Source organism: Parabacteroides sp. AF39-10AC, from assembly GCF_003635405.1.
Taxonomy (GTDB): domain Bacteria; phylum Bacteroidota; class Bacteroidia; order Bacteroidales; family Tannerellaceae; genus Parabacteroides; species Parabacteroides distasonis.
Map to the genome: position 1 here is coordinate 46,745 of NZ_QTLP01000012.1, position 19,401 is coordinate 66,145.

The 19,401-nt window shown below is 42.5% G+C and carries 17 protein-coding genes; 8 read left to right on the top strand and 9 right to left on the bottom strand.

Annotation, left to right across the window (positions count from 1 at the left end):
* The first annotated feature begins 50 nt into the window (after positions 1-50).
* Genes DW033_RS12400 through DW033_RS12410 form a run of 3 tightly spaced genes read left to right on the top strand, consistent with a single transcriptional unit; the run spans position 51 to position 2,231 of the window.
* Positions 51-581 carry an RNA polymerase sigma factor gene (locus DW033_RS12400; RefSeq protein ID WP_022192943.1) on the top strand — a complete coding sequence of 177 codons (531 nt, stop codon included), beginning with the start codon at positions 51-53 and terminating at the stop codon, positions 579-581.
* 2 nt (positions 582-583) lie between these two features.
* A complete protein-coding gene (locus tag DW033_RS12405) occupies positions 584-1,120 on the top strand; it encodes a hypothetical protein (protein WP_048927914.1) in 537 nt (178 codons plus the stop codon).
* A 25-nt stretch (positions 1,121-1,145) separates the two neighbouring features.
* Positions 1,146-2,231 (top strand): hypothetical protein, encoded by a 1,086-nt coding sequence (locus DW033_RS12410; protein ID WP_005861094.1) that lies wholly within the window; start codon positions 1,146-1,148, stop codon positions 2,229-2,231.
* Positions 2,232-2,277: 46 nt separating this feature from the next.
* Here the strand turns inward: DW033_RS12410 and DW033_RS12415 are convergent, their stop codons facing one another.
* The 7 genes from DW033_RS12415 to DW033_RS12445 all read right to left on the bottom strand — a co-directional run bounded on the left by DW033_RS12415 (position 2,278) and on the right by DW033_RS12445 (position 8,472).
* The gene (locus DW033_RS12415; protein WP_226769929.1) at positions 2,278-2,655 is read right to left on the bottom strand and encodes a hypothetical protein; all 378 of its coding nucleotides are present in this window, start codon (positions 2,653-2,655) and stop codon (positions 2,278-2,280) included.
* A gap of 2 nt (positions 2,656-2,657) precedes the next feature.
* Complete coding sequence (locus tag DW033_RS12420; protein WP_008773926.1) at positions 2,658-3,221, bottom strand: RNA polymerase sigma factor; 564 nt, start codon at positions 3,219-3,221, stop codon at positions 2,658-2,660.
* A 10-nt stretch (positions 3,222-3,231) separates the two neighbouring features.
* A complete protein-coding gene (locus tag DW033_RS12425; RefSeq protein WP_005861087.1) occupies positions 3,232-3,639 on the bottom strand; it encodes a DUF6249 domain-containing protein in 408 nt (135 codons plus the stop codon).
* Positions 3,640-3,816: 177 nt separating this feature from the next.
* On the bottom strand, positions 3,817-5,475 hold the full coding sequence (locus DW033_RS12430; RefSeq protein WP_122382783.1) for a Gfo/Idh/MocA family protein: 1,659 nt from the start codon (positions 5,473-5,475) through the stop codon (positions 3,817-3,819).
* 5 nt (positions 5,476-5,480) lie between these two features.
* Complete coding sequence (locus tag DW033_RS12435) at positions 5,481-5,987, bottom strand: DoxX family membrane protein (protein WP_005861083.1); 507 nt, start codon at positions 5,985-5,987, stop codon at positions 5,481-5,483.
* 117 nt (positions 5,988-6,104) lie between these two features.
* Entirely contained in the window at positions 6,105-6,959 is an 855-nt protein-coding gene (locus DW033_RS12440; protein ID WP_005861081.1) for a DUF1080 domain-containing protein, read from the bottom strand.
* Between the two features lie 22 nt (positions 6,960-6,981).
* Positions 6,982-8,472, bottom strand: a complete 1,491-nt coding sequence (locus tag DW033_RS12445; RefSeq protein WP_036615329.1) for a Gfo/Idh/MocA family protein — start codon at positions 8,470-8,472, stop codon at positions 6,982-6,984.
* Between the two features lie 291 nt (positions 8,473-8,763).
* Between DW033_RS12445 and DW033_RS12450 the strand changes: the two genes are divergently transcribed.
* Genes DW033_RS12450 through DW033_RS12460 form a run of 3 tightly spaced genes read left to right on the top strand, consistent with a single transcriptional unit; the run spans position 8,764 to position 11,753 of the window.
* Positions 8,764-8,991 (top strand): DUF4492 domain-containing protein, encoded by a 228-nt coding sequence (locus DW033_RS12450; protein WP_005861078.1) that lies wholly within the window; start codon positions 8,764-8,766, stop codon positions 8,989-8,991.
* Between the two features lie 13 nt (positions 8,992-9,004).
* Entirely contained in the window at positions 9,005-10,561 is a 1,557-nt protein-coding gene (locus tag DW033_RS12455) for a cytochrome ubiquinol oxidase subunit I (RefSeq protein WP_011966930.1), read from the top strand.
* 40 nt (positions 10,562-10,601) lie between these two features.
* Positions 10,602-11,753 carry a cytochrome d ubiquinol oxidase subunit II gene (locus tag DW033_RS12460; RefSeq protein WP_005861074.1) on the top strand — a complete coding sequence of 384 codons (1,152 nt, stop codon included), beginning with the start codon at positions 10,602-10,604 and terminating at the stop codon, positions 11,751-11,753.
* Positions 11,754-11,876: 123 nt separating this feature from the next.
* Here DW033_RS12460 and DW033_RS12465 read toward each other — a convergent pair whose 3' ends face one another.
* Complete coding sequence (locus DW033_RS12465; protein ID WP_048927909.1) at positions 11,877-13,472, bottom strand: M28 family peptidase; 1,596 nt, start codon at positions 13,470-13,472, stop codon at positions 11,877-11,879.
* A gap of 324 nt (positions 13,473-13,796) precedes the next feature.
* Between DW033_RS12465 and DW033_RS12470 the strand changes: the two genes are divergently transcribed.
* Together DW033_RS12470 and DW033_RS12475 are read left to right on the top strand one after the other, a co-directional pair.
* Positions 13,797-14,711, top strand: coding sequence for a ribonuclease Z (locus DW033_RS12470; RefSeq protein ID WP_008780650.1), 915 nt, complete (start codon positions 13,797-13,799; stop codon positions 14,709-14,711).
* Positions 14,712-14,797: 86 nt separating this feature from the next.
* Complete coding sequence (locus DW033_RS12475; protein WP_005861068.1) at positions 14,798-15,118, top strand: T9SS type A sorting domain-containing protein; 321 nt, start codon at positions 14,798-14,800, stop codon at positions 15,116-15,118.
* A 216-nt stretch (positions 15,119-15,334) separates the two neighbouring features.
* Here the strand turns inward: DW033_RS12475 and DW033_RS12480 are convergent, their stop codons facing one another.
* Complete coding sequence (locus tag DW033_RS12480) at positions 15,335-18,802, bottom strand: DUF6383 domain-containing protein (protein WP_122382784.1); 3,468 nt, start codon at positions 18,800-18,802, stop codon at positions 15,335-15,337.
* Positions 18,803-19,401: the final 599 nt, after the last annotated feature.

A 19,401-nucleotide genomic window follows, 5' to 3' on the forward strand; every position in this document is an offset into this window, starting at 1 on the left:
TACGCTACAAGATGCAACGGTCAAGGCATCACTCTCGTTTATATAAACAAATGGACAAAGTAACCGAACATCTGATCGAGGGTTGCCGCCGGGGAGACCGGAGCTCGCAACTGAAGTTGTACAAACAATACGCACAGCGATTGTATATAGCCTGCTCGCGTATCGTAGGCAACTCATCCGAGGCGGAAGAAGCCATGCAGGACTCGTTCCTCAAGATCTTCACACGCTTGGACCAATATCATGACGGGCAATGCTTTGAGGCATGGATGCATCGCATCGCCATCCATACGGCCATCGATTATGTACGCCGCCAAGCACCGGACCAAGAGGAGCTTTCCGACAATCTGGCCGAACCGGAAACGGACGGACCGGACGAGGAAGAAATCCAATATTCCGTGGCACAGATAAAGGAAGCTACCAAGAAGTTGCCGGCAGGCTACCGCATAATCCTCTCGCTTTACCTCTTTGAGGGATATGATATGGAAGAGATCGCCTCTATCCTGAAAATCCAACCGCCAAGTGTCCGTAGCCAGTACCTACGCGCTAAGCGGAAATTGTTAGACATTATAGCAGCCAATTAAACATGGATAAACTAAAGAATTTCATAGACGCAAACCGTGACGCATTCGAGGAAGATGAGATGCTTCCCGAAGGTCACTTCGAACGTTTCGAGCAGAAACTGCCGAAGCCACGGAAAAACCGTGCGGCCCTATACAACCTATCGGCCTTTGCCATAGCTGCCTCTATCGCTTTGTTGCTCTTATTCCGCTTGCCGGGAGGGACCGGTCTGCCGGAACCCGCGCAAAAGACCACGGCCCAGACCTGCGAGGCCCAAGAAGAGATCGAGGAACTACGTCTATATTACAATATGCAAATGAACGACGTATTGACGCAGATGAAGAAGTTGTATAAACAGGACCGGACACCGGGAGCGGAAGAGTTATTGCAAGAGAGCAAACGGATCCTCACGGATAATTATATGTTCGAGGAAACGATACTCCCTACCTTGCCTTGTTCCAACGACGGTCTCTTCGCCATGACCCAGCATTACAGCAATAGCTTGGAGGGCCTCACGCTGATGCTTAAGCAAATGGAACAAGTCACGGATAACCAGAAATAGTAATAACAATTAATACATATCAATCATGAACACGACACACGTAAAATTGAGTCCCGCCGTATTGCTGACTTTCGTATTGCTGCTATGCAATCTATCGGCAATAGCTAGGCCACAAGAGAAGATCAAGAAAAAAGAGATATCCCAATCCTACAGCGTAAGCGCCGGTGATCGTCTCCAAGTAGAAAATCGTTATGGAAACATCACCGTTACCCACTGGAATCAGAATACGGTAGCTATACGGGTTGAGGTAGAATGTAAGGCTCGCAGCGAGGAACGTGCTCAAGAGAACTTGGACCGTATCCAAATCGAGACCAAGAAGATAGGTGGTATTGTCTCAGCGGTCACTACGATAAAGAAGGAGATGAATAGCAATTCAAATAATGAGTCCATGACGATCAATTATTATATCCAGATGCCTCCTAAGCTCGCCGCAGACTTGAACCAGAAATATGGAAATATCAACTTGCCAAGCGATAATAACGGCAACATGGATATCCATGTAAAATACGGCAACCTGAATGCGGGTAATTTCACAGCCAACGCAATGATAGAGGCCAAATATGGTAACATCGAGGTAGGAAATCTGCAGGACGCCCAACTGGATCTGGGCTACGTAGGAACCGCCAAGATTCGCAACGCTAAAGATTTAACGATAGACAGCAAATATTCCAATCTGGATATACAGGATATACAATCTTTACGCATGGAGATTAAATATGGTAATCTCACCATTGAAAGCGTAAGCAGACTAGACATGGAGATTAAGTACAGCGACGCTAAAATTGGGACCCTTAAAGATGCCTTGAATGTAAGTAGCCTTAGCTATAGTAACTTAAAGATACGAAACTTGTCTCCCTCTTTCTCGAAGGTGAACGTAGAATCTCATTATGGGAATTTAGAGGTAGCGCTTCCCGCAAAAACTTCTTTCCGGATAGTAGCGGAGAACATGAAGTATTCAAGCTGCGACGTGAACGGTTTCAATATCACCCGCAAGCATTTTGACGATGAGGATCGTGACAAGAATTACACCTATGAGATTAATGGTGGAAAGCAACCGACGATTCACTTCGAAGGAAATCGATATGGAAATCTAAAAGTCAAGGCCAATTAATCGGTTGTAGAGACGGGGCATGCCCCGTCTCTACAACCGGATATTTTTATTTTGAGGTGTTTTGCCGGCGTATCTCTTCTCTCTTCAACCAGTTATCGAGTTGTGTAAACAGGAAGAAACAAGAGATCCCGGAAGCAATCGTTAAAACAATCGGGAAATAGGCTCGCAAAGAGCCTAAAACCGTTTCCGCCCCGCCCGGAGAAAGCTTAACCAAATACAAGATGCCTACTAACACAAGCATATAAGCGACAAATATGCTAAAAATGCCTACAGGTGTAAATCGTTTCTTGATATAGTACTTATATACCCGCTTCTTCTCTTGTATAATCAATGCCATAATACGGGAGTTTAATGAGGCCGAAGGTTGTTCCGCCGTCCCTCGCATCAACTTACGTGTCAAATGATCAATATCTTTCTCATTCATATTCATAACAAATCAGCTGTCTCTAATTTCATTTTATCTTGCAACACTTCATAAAACCGTTTCCGCCCACGGAATAGTTTTACTTTCACATTAGAAGCGCTCAATTCAGTGATCTGACAGATCTCTTCCACCGAGCATTCCTCCAAATAATAAAGAGTAAGCAACAAGGCCTCATCAGCCGGAAGCTTTTTCAGCGTACGTGCGATCATCTCTTTCCGGTCCTCACGCTCTAATAAAGCCGTAGCCGATTCAACCTCGTCATTCGAAAGGTCTACAGGGCCCGCCTCCTCATAACTCACGAACATACGCTGTTGTCTCAAGGCCGTCAACGCCGTACGATACACGATCCTATAAAACCATGTTGAGAACTTACTATCGAAATGAAAATCGGAAAGAGCACGATACATCTTCACGAACGCATCCTGTACGGCCTCTTCTGCCTCCTCGCGATTTTCCAAGATACGAAGAGCGATGGTATAAGCCATCTTCTCATACTTCGCGACAAGGCAGGAGAAACTTTGCGTGTCCCCTGCCAAAATACGTTCTATCCACTTTCGCTCATCCATTCGGTATCGTTTATTCTTCCAGACGCATTTTCTTCTCGTCCTCCAATCTCTCCTTCTCCATTAAAGAACGGGAAAGAAAGAAATAAATTATAAAAGCTACTCCACCGAACATAATCGTAATAGCCGGAACTAACAAAAAGAACCAATCGCTATCGTAAGTGAAAGCAGAGTCGAGCATCATACCGACAATCACACCCAATGACAAACCGATCATAAAAATACCGTTACGCAGGGTATTATAACGATTAGGCCTTCTCTCGGGGCGCATAGCCTCTTCCAGCACAATTCCTTTCTCGATCATCGCCATCTTTTCCTCATGCTTACTTTTAATGGTCATGTAACTAGCGATAATACCTAACAATACCGGCATACCTACCGCACAAATAACACCTAAAATAGGAATCCACAACTCGTTCATATCTTTTATTCTTTAAAGGTTTAATAAATTATTCGCTTTTATCAATAAGACATGAGTAATCACAAATCGGTTACAAAAAAGAGAAGAAATTTTATACATGCACAAATAAAAGAAGCGAACTCCATCCATTTATGAAGTTCGCTTCTTGGGAAAGTTATTTATCGTCTTTTTAGATACTTACGCAAGTTCACCTCTTACAATCTCTTCTTTGTCCTTATCCCAGTACATCGTACGTCCTTCCAGATAAGCACGCGTACCCATGTGGGCAGTCATAGCTTCTTGGAAAGCAGCGTCGATATTACAGCTAGGAGTCTTGCCTTGACGGATACATTCCAGCCACTCACGGATATGCAAGTGAGTCGTATCATAACGTTTACCATTTACATACGTATACAGCAAACCACGTTTAGCGAAATACAACTCCGTAGGAGATGTAACGGAATCCGAGCTATTTTGTCCCGGTACATAGGTATAGAACGGAGTATCTGTAGGAATAATACCTTCCTTGATCTTATCCGCATAACGAGTGGAATCTTGGTCAACCGTAATAGCCAAGATATTGGAAACCTCCATAGAAGCATCATGCCCCATGAACACCTTGCCACGGTTACGGCTACTTGCCAATGTAGCGCTATACAACATCGTCAAGTCACGATCCGGCCACTCGAAAGTAGTCTGCAATACATCAGGTACCGTACGTCCGTCCTTGAAGAAATAAACACCGCCGGATGAAGTAGCGGAATGAGGTATACCCACATGCATGATCTGGTTGACAGCGTCATACTCATGTGTCAACAAGTCACCGGAAAGACCTGTACTATAATCCCACCAGCAACGCCAGCGGAAGAAACGTTCCAGACTGAACTTGCTACGCTCGTCCGGACCGATATATCTTTCAAGCTTGTTGGATGTCATATAATCCATATATTCCTTAATACGCTCAGGATCACCCTCGAACTGCTTCCAATCAATCGTATTAGGATTTGAGCCTTCGATAATATCATATACCCAAGCACCATTTGGAGAGTTACGGTTCGTACAAACCTCGATCAAGTTAACAGGGCCTAATAATCCGTTACCGATAATCTCCTCGGCCTTCTGATAACAGTCGGTCTGACGTCCTTGGTGACCTAACTGAAATACAACGCCGGTCTCTTTGATCACTTGGCGAACCATATACGTCTCAGGAACCGTCCATGATAACGGTTTCTCGCAATACACATGCTTTCCGGCACGTGCCGCAGCCATAGCGATCGTGCTATGCCAGTGGTCCGGACCAGCGATAATAACGGCATCCACATCCGGAGCCGTTACCAGCTCTTGATAAGTCCGGTAACGTTTCGGAGCAGGCCCGAACTTACCGCCGCTACCCTCACGATGGATATTGGAACCAGTCAATACAGCGGCCTCACCATATACATCAAATATATCACAAACCGCGGTTATCTCAATATTCAGATCATCTTGCTCCATATATTGCTGATAACGCGTATCCTTCTTATTCAGCTTATTAGCCTCATTCATCTTATCGATCCAAGAAGGCTCAGCGAAACCTGCGGCACGCATCAATTGCTTTCCACGAATACCAAAGCCGACCAAACCGATACGGATTTTCTTGCCATCGCCTTGCGGCTCCAAATAGGAGGCCTGTCTGTTACTTACCTGAAATACATCTGATATGTTACGGCCTCTTAAAGCGTCTTTCCTTTTTTGGTAAACGCCATATGCCAAAGCACCTAAGATAGGCACTGTAGCCAACGTCTTCAATGTGTCCCGACGTCCTTTATCGGGCATTTGCTCCTGAGAAGGAGTATTTTTTGCATCTTCTGTTGCCATGGGTATCAAATAAATTTAAGTTTATGCAATATCGGACACACACGTCCTAACACACGATCGAATCCTATGATTTGTGATGTAGGGAATACGCACATCAAGCCTAAAGCGGCGAACTCCACAAGGTTCTTGTCAATCCATAAATAAGAGCCTTCAAACGGCATCATATAGCTTGCTCCCACGAAAGAAGGGTGGGATAACGTGTACATAGCAAGAAGAATCATACCTCCAACAGAAGATAAACGATACAAACAGCCTAAAGTCAAGCCTAGGCCGATCAATAACAGAGCCCACTCATTCAAGAAGTTGATGGTCGTCATCAAACTGTCGTCTTGAGTCAATTTGATAAAAAATGAAGCAGCGGGACCCTTTGAATCGAGTAGATAGGGTAGAGATGTCCATTTTGGGTTCATGATTTTTACTAGGCCTTCATACATAAAGTGCCAACCTATAAAAAGACGCAGCATCATCAGCCAAGTCATCTGCGCTTTCGTGTAACCTTGTTCTATTTTCATTTCTTGGTCCTAAAAAATTGGTTTAGAAAAAGTCGATTATTAAAAACACAACACCCGAAGCTAAAATCATAGATTTAGGCCTCGGGCGTTATTTATGCTAAAATGTGCTTGATACGATTAATCCAAAACTTTAACAGTAATGTTACGGAACCAAACATCATCCCCGTGGTCTTGAAATCCGATGAAACCTTCTTTGTTAGCGCCACCGCAATTCAACAACAACTCATAAGCCAACGGCCATTTGTCTTTGCTAAATTTGCTGTTATCCAACATTTCTTTCCATTGCGGAGTCCACAAGTGATACTCAACAACAGGTTCATCGCTATTCAAATAGTGAACAACTGTACCCTTATAGCACATGATCTTACCCTTGTTCCACTCACCGAACGGTTTTGCGTTCTGCGGTTTAGCAGGAATCATGTCATACAAAGAAGAAGATTTACGGTTGCCATCCTTACCTAACTTAGCGTCCGGATGGTTCTCGTTATCCAATACTTGGTACTCAGGAGCAGAGATGTAAGAAGGTTGTCCTTCTACCTCTTGAATCATGATGAATACACCAGAGTTAGATCCTTTACCTACTTTCCATTCGAACTCAAGCTCGAAGTTACCCAACTTATGAGCGAAGATCAAGTCCCCACCGTTGGAAGCACCAGCCTCACCAGCACCAGAGCCATTGATTTTGATCGCTCCGTCCTCGATTGTCCAAGCACCCGGAACGTCAGCACGGTCATAACCTCTCCAGCCATTGAATGTCTTACCATCGAAGATCACATATCTACCCTCTTTATCTTTCGGGAAAGTCGTGATATCTACAGTAGGAAGATCTGTCATGAGCTTGTACTCAGGAGCTGCGGCTTCTGTTGTAGTCTCAGCAGCTGCAGGAGCTTCTTCTGTTTTCTTTCCACCACCACAAGATGTAAAATAACACATCATGATAGCAGCACTTGCTAATAATACTGACTTTTTCATTTTATTTATTGAGTTAAAACTATTATCTCGGCATATCTACCAGCTTCCAACCGTCACGATAATTGTGCTTAATCAAACCTGCAGCAAATTCTTGAGCGTTGATAGGATCCGTCCACACTGTCTTAAATTTCGGGTCGCCATCGATAACCTCGAAGGTATCTTTCTGGATAATCTTGATCGTATCATTCGGATCGATATTCGTAAATCTCATGTTAGGACCATCCCACAACAATTCTTTATTCAATCTTTGTAAACGAACAGCCAATACACCCATTACAACCATTTCATTGAACGGACCAGCCTCCAAGAAGTTAGACTTCGTCTGAACACGGCTACCAGCGCTTTCCTTACAAGCACGGATCCAGTCTTGTTCGTGACCACCCTTCATAGCATCTTTCACACGGCGCAATGTTTGAGGAACGTTCGGTTTACGACCAGATAACAACCATGGGTTAACACCGTAGCAACCGCAGATCAATGTATCTTTCGTACCGTGGAAGATACACAATCCACCACCTTCACCCATCAATTCCTTACCTTGAGGGAATCCTTCTGGACGATCCGGCATCATACCACCATCATACCAGTGAACTTCAACCTCCGGCATAGCTACCTTCGGCATATTATCACGAGCCGGGAATACCAACTTAACATGCTGAGCGTTAGGAGCACAGTCTTGTAATAACAATGTAGAAGAACCTTGTACTCTTGTCGGATAGCCTAAATTCAAGCCTTTGAATACCGGATGCAAGATGTGGCAAGCCATATCACCCAACGCACCTGTACCATAATCCCACCATCCGCGCCAGTTCCAAGGATGATATGTCTTATTAAACGGTCTCAATTTAGCAGGACCCGTAAACAAATCCCAATTCAATGTAGAAGGAATCTTATCTACTTTCTCAGGAGCGTTCAAACCTTGCGGCCAAATAGGACGGTTGGTAGCGCATTCTACTTTAGTAACCTCACCAATCTCACCATTCCAAATCCATTCGCAGATCAAATCTACACCTTCAGCCAATGAAGAACCTTGGTTACCCATCTGAGTAGCTACGTCATACTTCTTAGCCAAGTTCGTAAGCAAACGGGACTCATAAACAGAGTGAGTCAACGGTTTCTGAGTGTATACGTGTTTGCCAAGCGTCATAGCGTCAGCCGTGATCATGGCATGAGTATGGTCGGCGGTAGCTACCAACACAGCGTCGATAGATTTACCCATCTCATCATACATCTTACGATAATCCCAGTATTTCTTAGCTTGAGGATGACGGTCGAATACCGGTTTCGCATACTTCCAGTCAATATCACAAAGAGCTACGATATTCTCGGTAGTCTCCATGTTCTTTAAGTTAGCGTTACCCATACCTCCGATACCTACACCGGCAATATTCAATTTATCAGTTGGAGCGATATGACCATGGGTTTTACCTAGGACCGCACTCGGAACAATAGTCAAAGCTGCTGCGGCAGCCGTACCTTTTTGAAGAAAAGATCTTCTAGTAATGTTTGACATAGTAATAATTTTTTATAGATTAGCACTTAACAATGATATTTCATGTGTCTTTACACCTTTACAGGCAACAAATTGTCGCAAATATAGCCAATGCTGTATTATTGACAAGATCAAAAGACCGCTTTCTTATTTAAAATAGTTTTTTTTAACAGACAGGATAGATCTTATTTATAATTTCATAAATATTATCTATAGGATTGGGGGTATTTTATTAACGCAGTTTGGATATATTTGTAAAAACATGAAAACATATTCATATTAACAACTGTTATCTTAAATGAGAACAACTATATGAAAAAAGAATCTGCATTCATACGAATATATCGCTTTTATCTGGAAGGATTCCGGGAGATGAAGCTGGGCAAGACTCTTTGGCTAATCATTCTAGTCAAATTGTTTATCATGTTTTTTATCCTGAGATTATTCTTCTTTCCTAATTATCTCGGGCAATTCGATAGCGATAGTGAGAAGGAGAACCACGTATCGAACGAACTCATACAACGGGCAATAAATCCTTAAAACATTAATAAATATGATTGAAAACATTGACACTTCATTGATCGATTGGTCGAGGGCTCAATTTGCCCTTACTGCCATGTATCATTGGCTCTTCGTGCCACTAACACTAGGACTTGGCGTTATCCAAGCTATTATGGAGACGATTTATTATCGGACAGGTAATGAGGCATGGAAAAAGACCGCCCAATTTTGGATGAAATTATTCGGTATCAATTTCGCTATCGGTGTCGCTACGGGATTGATCCTCGAGTTCGAGTTCGGAACCAACTGGTCTAACTATAGTTGGTTTGTCGGGGATATCTTCGGGGCACCTTTGGCTATCGAGGGAATTCTCGCCTTCTTTATGGAAGCTACCTTTATCGCTGTTATGTTTTTTGGTTGGGACAAGGTTAGCAAACGCTTTCATCTCGCCTCCACTTGGCTGACGATTATCGGTGCTACTCTTTCCGCTCTCTGGATCTTGATCGCTAACGCATGGATGCAATATCCGGTCGGTATGCATTTCAATCCGGATACGGTCCGTAACGAGATGTTCGATTTCTGGGCCGTAGCCTTATCGCCTGTCGCCATTAATAAGTTTTTCCATACGGTATTGTCCGGTTGGATCGTAGGCGCCTTGTTCGTACTAGGAATCAGCTGCTGGTATTTATTAAAGAAACGGAATACCGAATTCGCTTTGTCAAGTATCAAGGTCAGCGCTATATTCGGGTTGGTAGCCTCCATCCTTATTATCTGGACGGGTGATGGCTCCGCTTACCAAGTCGCTCAAAAGCAGCCGATGAAACTAGCCGCCATGGAAGGTCTTTATGAGGGTGGCAACGGAGTAGGACTCGTAGGTATCGGCATCTTAAATCCGGCAAAGACGAGTTATCTGGATAACCAGAACGCATTTATTTTTGACATTAAGTTCCCCAAGCTCCTCTCCTTCTTAGCAGAACGTGACATCAACGCATACGTTCCGGGTATCGTAAACTTGATAGAGGGAGGCTATACGACCAATAAGGGAACGGTAGCGCTCTCCGCCAAAGAAAAAATTGAGAAAGGTAAAGCCGCTATCAAAGCGTTAGCTGATTATCGTAAAGCGGTCAAAGATAAAGATACCGCAGCCGCCGGGCAATACAGGGTAACTTTGGAAGAGAATTTCCCCTATTTCGGATATGGTTATATTAAGGATCCGGCAGAGTTAATCCCGCATGTAGGATTGACATTCTATTCTTTCCGTGTGATGGTGATCCTTGGTTGTTTCTTCATCTTACTATTCATTATTACGTTGATATGGGATAAAAAAGGGAAAATCGCTAATACACGTTGGTTGCAATACGTGGGCCTATGGTCTATACCTTTAGGATATATAGCGGGACAAGCCGGTTGGATCGTAGCGGAGGTAGGACGTCAGCCTTGGGCTATACAGGATATCTTGCCGACCAGCGCTTCGATATCCAAGTTAAACCCGTCCTCGGTACAGACCACTTTCTACCTGTTCCTTATCTTATTTACGATCCTGCTGATCGCAGAGATTGGAATCATGGTTAAGGCCATCAAGAAAGGGCCGGAAGCTGCCGCCCACTAATTTTCAATTTTCAAATATCAATTCTTAATTAGAAAGTCCTATGGATAGTACATATATATTGTTACAACATTACTGGTGGTTTCTGGTATCTCTACTGGGAGCGCTATTAGTATTCCTTCTTTTTGTACAAGGAGGCCAATCTCTACTCTTCACTATCGGCAAGACGGAGATACAGCAAAAAATGTTATTGAACTCGACCGGGCGTAAGTGGGAGTTTACTTTCACTACGTTGGTCACTTTCGGAGGTGCTTTCTTCGCCTCTTTCCCTTTATTTTATTCCACAAGCTTCGGCGGAGCCTATTGGGTATGGATGCTGATCTTACTTTGCTTCGTGATACAAGCTGTATCTTACGAGTATCAAGCGAAAAAAGGCAACTTACTCGGGAAAAAGACGTATCAAGTATTTCTTATGATCAATGGTATAGCAGGTCCGATCTTACTCGGAACCGCTGTAGCGACCTTCTTTAACGGCGCCGAATTTATTGTTAACAAAGAACAGTTGACTGATGTAGCCATGCCCGTCATTTCCACGTGGGCCAATCCTTGGCATGGATTAGAGGCGGCTTTGGTATTTTGGAATTTGTGCCTAGGACTGGCAGTTTTCTTCTTGGCACGAGCTCTGGCCCTACTCTATTTTATCAACAATATCGATGATCCGGAGATTGTCGCTAAAAGCCGGAAACAATTGATACCGGAGACAATCTTGTTCCTCGTCTTTTTCTTGACATTCTTGATCCGTTTATTGTTGGTGGACGGTTTTGCCGTAAATCCGGATACCGGAGAAGTATTTATGCAACCGTATAAGTATTTTATGAACCTGATCGAGATGCCAATCGTGTTAGCCGTATTATTGATTGGCGTGGTTGGCGTGCTATTCGGCATAGGGAAAACGATATTCTCGAAGACTTGGAGAAAAGGCATCTGGTTCGCGGGAGCAGGGACTGTCTTGACCGTATTAGCTTTATTACTTTGCGCAGGATGGAATAATACGGCTTACTACCCATCTTTGGCGGATCTACAAAGTTCATTGACGATCCAGAATAGTTGCTCAAGCCCATTCACGTTGAAAGTAATGAGCTATGTATCTATTCTCGTTCCATTCGTATTAGCCTACATTTTCTATGCTTGGAGAGCGCTTGATCTACATAAGATCAATAGTAAGGAAATGCAAGAAGGAGGTCATACCTATTAAATAATGTGCAAATTAAATAATATGCCAATGTGCCAATATGTCAATGTGCCAGTGAGAATGCAAGTGATAGTATCTTAATTGACACATTAGCATATTGGCATATTGCTACATTGGCACATTAATTTATTGCCTTTGGAAGTCCGCCTCTTTTGTCCACTTAGGCATCTCATCATTGTTGGCGATAACTAAACCGATACTAAACATTAAGTTCATATCTTCCATAGCCCCATCAAAATCCCACCAAGATTCATCATACTCATCATTCGGTTGGTGATACCGGTAAACTTTCGGTTTAGCCTCATGGCGTGCTTTATCCACGTAATCCTTACCGCCACCAACTAAAATCGTAGGTACGCCTTTTTTCACGAAATTAAAATGATCGGAACGGAAATAACCACCCGCAGGATCTTCGGTGATAACCTTCACGGTCCGCCCTTGTGCCGAGGCCATAGCGATCACCAAGGCATCTGTATCCGTCTTGCCCGCTGCCCGGAGAGAAACATCATGGGTACGCTCACGCGGAGCAGTGCCGTCAAAATTCAAGTTAATAGCTGTTTTAGATAACGGGAACAAAGGATGCTCACAATAGTACTGAGAACCTAATAAGCCACATTCCTCGGAAGTCACCGCCACGAATACGATAGAGCGACGAGGACGAACAGGCAATGATTGATATTTCTTAGCTAATAGCATTAAGGTAGCCACACCCGAAGCATTATCACTAGCGCCATTATAGATACTATCCCCATCTATCGGAGTACCGATCCCAAAATGATCCCAATGAGCGGTAAAAACCAAGTATTCATCTTTCAAGTCCGTGCCCGGTAAAACAGCCGCCACATTATGAGACTCGCCTACGGTCATCTTTACATTTAATATAACCTTACTCTTCGCCTTCATCGTAAAACTCTTGAAACCCGGTTTCTTCGCCGCGGCAATCGTCTCATCAAAATTCAATCCGCTAAGGGCGAACATTTTCTTGCAAGCCTCCTCCGAGAGCCATCCCTTCATGCCCAAAGCTTCCGCATTCATTGTCTCCGAGCAAAGAGCGATATTTGTCTGCACGTGAGAAGCCTGACAGACCTTCCAACCATACGAAGCGGCCGCCTCGTTATGAAGAACCAATAAACCTGCGGCACCTTGGCGTTGCGCCTCCTCGAACTTATAAGTCCAACGACCATAATAGGTCATGTTCTTTCCGCGAAACAAAGACGCGTCATAAAAACCGGGATCATTCACCATAGCGATAACGATTTTCCCCTTCACGTCTACATTCGCATAATCGTTCCATCCATATTCCGGCGCATTAATACCAAACCCACAGAACACATAATCCGTAGTAGGGATAACTACCTTTTCAGTCCCCCGGTTCGTCCAAACGACAATATCATCCGAGAACTTCAAATCCATAGAGCCTTTCGCGCATTTCACAGTGATCTTATCCTTTACCGGACGGGTAAAAGTAGATATTTCCTTCACCGGCTGGAAATAACTATCGCCATTAGCAGGCTGAAGACCTAGTTTCTTAAATTCATCAGCGATGTAATGGATTGTTTTCGTCTCATACTCGGTCAAAGGCTTACGCCCTCCGAACTCATCCGAGCCTAAAGTCTTTATCCGTTCCTTGAAAAAAGCCAAATCTTCCTCATAACTCTGGGCCATAACAGATACGCCCATAGCGAGCATCAGAAGAAAAACAGAGATAAAATTCTTGTTCATAATCGTAGATTGTTAAATGACATAATTTATTAGATATAGGTATTTAGATTTCAAATTAACAATAAAAAAAGGAAACGGCGAAGCTCACGCTTGGCCGTTTCTACATTTAACCGTTTTAAACAAAAAGAAAAAGTTAGTTAAGGCTTAGAAAAAAATATCTTAAGTCTATTTACCGACTGTATATTCGCTTTCCCGAAGGACAGCAAACAAATATATGGAATCCACCTCATCCTGCATACATTACACTTTGTTTTTTTGTTATTTTTCACAGAACAGAAATGCTTTTGTATTATCTTTGCACTCAATTATTCCCATAGACAACAAATGGCCGATTTTGATATAAACATATTGGGATGCGGTTCCGCATTGCCCACGACACGCCATCTGGCGACTTCTCAAATAGTAGATTTACGAGATAAACTATACATGATCGACTGCGGGGAAGGCACGCAAGTGCAAATGCGTCGTATGCGTATAAAATTCAGCCGTTTAAATCATATCTTCATCTCCCACCTACACGGAGATCATTGCTTCGGGCTACCGGGATTGATCTCTACATTAGGTATGCTGGGACGTAATGGAGAACTTGTTATTCATGGGCCGAAAGAGATCGAGAGCTATATGCGTCCGGTACTTGATATCTTTTGCAAAGGGTTGCCTTATGAGATCCGTTTTAACTTAATCGACCCGACAACTCATTCGTTGGTTATGGAAGATCGCTCCTTAAGCGTTTATTCCATTCCGTTAAAGCACCGGATACCCTGTTGTGGCTATTTGTTCGCCGAGAAAGCCAAAGAAGCGCATATCATCCGGGAGATGACGGATTTCTATCAAGTTCCCGTCCGTATGATGCAAGAGATCAAAAGGGGCGCTGATTTCGTCACCCCGGAAGGAGAGGTAATCCCGAATGCCCGCTTAACCCGCCCTGCCGTCGCTCCCAAACGGTATGCTTATTGCTCGGATACAGCTTTTCACCCATCTATAATCCCCATCATTGAAGGGGTGGATTTATTATACCACGAGGCGACTTTCGCTGAATGTGACGCCGCACGTGCGAAAGAGACCTTCCACTCTACCGCCCGCCAAGCGGCCGAGATTGCTTATAAAGCCCAAGTGAAGCGATTGGTTATCGGTCATTACTCGGCTCGTTACGAGGATATGGCACCGTTAAAGAAAGAAGCAGACAAGATATTTCCCGGCACGATCTTAGGAGAGGAAGGTATGAGGCTTAGCGTATAATCATACATCCGTTTTACGAAATAAAGCTAATTACTTTCTAATATGCAGAAAACTTTCTACATTTGTACGAATTTAGGGACAAGTAAATGAAGCTTATACATATCATCGCTTTGGCACTTGCATTCTCCGCAAGTTATCCGGTTTACGCGCAAGCTAATAAATCGGGAGTCAAGACATTTGCTTCTAGGCAAGAAGATCCCTCTCCTATCGAAATCACGGCCTACGAGAATCGCATCAAGGTAGAGAACGCTCCTGTCGGGAGTATCTTGGAAATCTACAGTGTCGTAGGCATCAAGGTGAAAGAAATCGAAGTCAAGCAGTCCACCGCCGAATATGTCGTAGATATCGCAAAGGGATATTATATCATCCGCATTGGCGATACGGTACGCAAGGTGGCGATACGGTAAATAAAAGCCCCATAGGATAATCCTACGGGGCTTGTTTTTTGATCCGCTTTCTCTTCTCACGAGGATACCTGCGGAAGAACTTTTAATTACTTTAGTATTAATATGCCACGTGTTCACCCGTCACGGGATACTTCTTTATTGCGGCATAGTTATTTAATTATATATCACATAAAGGCGGGTCTCCCCGCCTCTATTCGTTTAGTCCATCGGTTAGTCTTATTTTACGACTACCTTAACAGCCTCTTCACCATCAACAGCTACAGCTACGATACCAGCCGGTACAGCGATTGTAGCGTTGTCAGAAGTAAGAACTGTCTCAGCGACAACCTTACCTAAGATGTTAGTGATAACTACAGACTTGCCAGCTGCGCCTTGAACAGTTACAGTACCATTACCAGCGATTACAGATACTCCTTCAACGTTAGCGTCATCGATAGATGTCACAAATTCATCATCTTTCGTCATACGATCCACATTGAATACCAATGCACCATCACCACCAGTCTTAGCAGCATTGAAAGAAGAAGAACGATCAGTCAATACCAAACAACCATTGTGCATCTTCAACCATGCGGTTCCAGAAATCGGAGCGATAGCTTGCTCTGCAGCTCCGCCGATAACTGTTCTATAATATTCATGGATATTATTATCGGTATCATCACCATAAACATTAGACTCAAACAAGAATGAGTTATTTGTTCCTTCTTCAGTTACATTCGCTACATTATCAGGATTGATATAACGGAATGACCAAGTTACATTCTTGTGATTATCACCAACCAAATCCACGATGAAGTTTTCAAGCTTAGCTTTCTTATAGTTAGCGATGATCGTAGCTGTATCTAACTTAGACGGATCCATATTCTCGAATCCATTCGTCAATACGAACAAACTGTCGCCTGCATGGATAGCTTTAACAAAGCCTACGCGAGTATATGCGCTATTTGAACTTGTATTTGTAGTAAACATATAAGGATTAGCAACAACCTTTCTGTCGATCAAAGCTTGTGCTGAGTCAGAGAAGTTAACCAAATACTTACCATAAGCGAAACCTGCATGACCTTGAGTAGCATGAGAACAATGTGCTGCATCTACTTGATTTCCGGCGTTATCATAGTGATTGTGCTCATATGTACAAGGAATACCCGGAGTACCTTCTTGATCATTACGAGCAACAGAGATCAAATATTGCGGTTTGATATTACCTAATCCACGATTTACCCAAGCAGTATCCACATGGAAGAACAACTTGCCATCAGCCTTATCCTTATTCCAGATACCTGCGTAATCAACATCTTCAGCAGTCAAATTCTTGTTCCACTCATCCATCAAGTACTCGTTACGAATGCTCTCAACAAATGCCAAGCTATCCGGAGCATCAGCTGCGCTTTCACCTAAAGAAACATTGTTGAAGCGACGATATAATGGGGAATCATCCATAGCTACAGCAAATGCAGATGTACGGATCTCGGAATAGAACTTATCGTTCAAGATACCCTGTGTCAAATCCAATGTATTATCATCAACAGATGCCTTAACTGATGCATAATCAGAAGATTCGTATGTTGTAACAGAACCTATCTTCTCTATTTCGAAGTTATCGTTACTAGAGTTCCATTTATAAAGATAAGCATCAAAAGATCCATCAGCGATCACTTGACCACCATCTTTATCATTCGCTCTATAATAATAATAAGTCGTTCCTAACGCTGGATCTGTAGAAGTATAAGAATAACCATAATAAGAATTTCCTCGGCGAGTCGCATAATCATCATTAGTACTTGCAACTTCAGCGAAACAAGCCTCCACTAACGCATAATAATCAACACCGTCCTTGCAGTTATTCTCTTTCAAGAAATATGCGGTAGGATTGCTCTTCATCATATATTTATCCTTAGTTGAGTCAAAAGATAAATAACGTCCCTTACCATCTGTAATATAGTAAGCATTTCTTACCAAACCATCCTCATAACCATACTTGTCATCTTTAACAACTAACTCTAAACGGAAATTTGTTTTAGCACCATTCTCATCTACACGTACGATAGAGTCTTTATCAGAAGGAGTATTCAAATACTTATTCTCAGCCAAGCCATGCAAATAATTGAACAGATAAGTCTGAACCTTCGCTTCATTCTCTGTTACATATTTGTAACCCAACTTAGTATCCTTCACTAACTCATCAGCAACCTTTACAAAGCTTACCGTATCCTTATCTCCATTATGGAAATAAAAAGCTTGATCCGCTTGCCCACTAACAGCGAATAATTGTACATCAGAAGGAACATTCCAATGTGTTTGATCATCAAACTCACGGTTTGTAATTGAGATCGGAGCGATTGAAGATGTACCTTTCTTTTTCACAACCCACTGAGCTGCCGGCATATGATTGAAATCTTGATTACGAGCTTGAGCCGCCCAACCAAAATTACCAGCTAGATTAGCGATAGCATAAGCATCATTCTGTTTTGGAAGATGGCCACCTGTAGATTTATATTGAATCAAATATACACCATCAGGTAAAGTCGTCAATGTCAAGCTACTATAATCGGCAGATGTTTTGATCGTGATATTCTGAGAAGCCGGAGCATTACCATTAGTACCTTCTGTCTTATCTGTATTTACAGTCAAAACGTTCGTACCATCAAGCTTAGCCATGTAGATATACTTGTTTTGTCTCGTCGCTACATCACTACCTGTCCAAGTAGAATTGTTATTGTTCTTAACATATTCCTTGAAATCATCAGCAGACAGGTTTAACTGACTCGCCGTAAGTTGGTCAACAACCTTCTCTACTTGAACATACAATTTATCATCCTTTACATTATAAGTAAATTTGAAATTGTAAGAACCTTGCTCACGATTAGCTGCACCAATTAGATCATAAGTATATTTCAAAAGCTGGCCGCTAGTTTCCGTACCCTCATAATAAGCGGTATCCACAACTACATAAGCATCTTGTTCCTTGCCATTTTTATCCTTCAGCTTCTTATCTTTAGCTTGCAGCTTAACGAATTGGCTACCAGAGATCGCAACCGCATGAAGACCTGTTGCTGTTAAATGGTTAGCTTTACCGGTTGACACTTCCGGATCCATATTCAAAGCGAAATAGTTATCATTTGAGTCAACAGAACGCATCAAAGTATTCAAGTCTGCCGCATTCAACACGATCGGTGTACTTATTACATCTTCCGTGACAGCCAATGCACTTGATAATTCATTGATCTTACCTTTATTCAGTTTTCCGTTGTTATCAAAATAAACAATGGAATCTGGCTTAAAATAAGAATACATTTTGTTATTAGAGTCAAATGCCCATTCAGAAACCGTACCACTACCTAGAGTAACATCTCCAGAAAGACCATTTGCAGCGGTTTTAGCCATAGTTGGATCAACCGCTAATGTCATACCTGTTACCTTGTTTACAAAAGTGTAAACAACAGCTCCAGAAGTAGTTTTTGTTGAAACCTTCCAAGTACCGGCAACCACATCACTCAATGAATTCGTATTGAGAGAGCCGTACACAAGTTTGCCATAATCAGCAGAAGTCTTATCTGTCTCAGCGGACAAATAACTACTTCCGCTCTTCAGCAAATAAGATTTGCCATTCTCCATCGCAGCATTGACAGAGAACGCGGATGCCAGCATTACACCGGCAAGAAGCGTAGAAATCTTTTTGTTCATAATTCTAAAATTAATATTAATACTAGTGTTTATTAAGATAATCAGCTCATTACGTCATCGTATCGTAGGCTTTTCCGTTGTAAAACGACTAGTCTAAACGAAGGTTTTAATCTTGCGTTTTATAAGGGGTAAATAGAAAGGTTTGTTGAAGGAATCGCTTGTTTCGTAAAGGATAACCTATCCTATTGATAAGAAAGAGAATAAGCTGTAAAAAAATAGCCCGGAAGGGTTGCAAGTATCGAAGAAACGCGTACCTTTGCAAATGACTAAAAGAATCGTTCGTTTAAACTAGTCGTTTCCATACTCCAGATATCATTTCAATCTATTATTCATCAACTTTTATAGTATAGCATTAATAATGTACAGGCGTACATTAATATTATATTAAACAAGTCATCCGGAATTTACGGATTGTCATTGTGACACTTTGTAAATTAAAGTCCTTGAGAATCGAATTTTCCGGGAGATTATACATATAGTTCCGTAAAACGAGAAAAAATATTCGCAAGTAGTTATTCCATAACAAGATAACGGAATATGCCCTTTCATTCTGGCGAAAATTATTCATCCTAATTCATATTCTTAAGGCTAAAATCTGT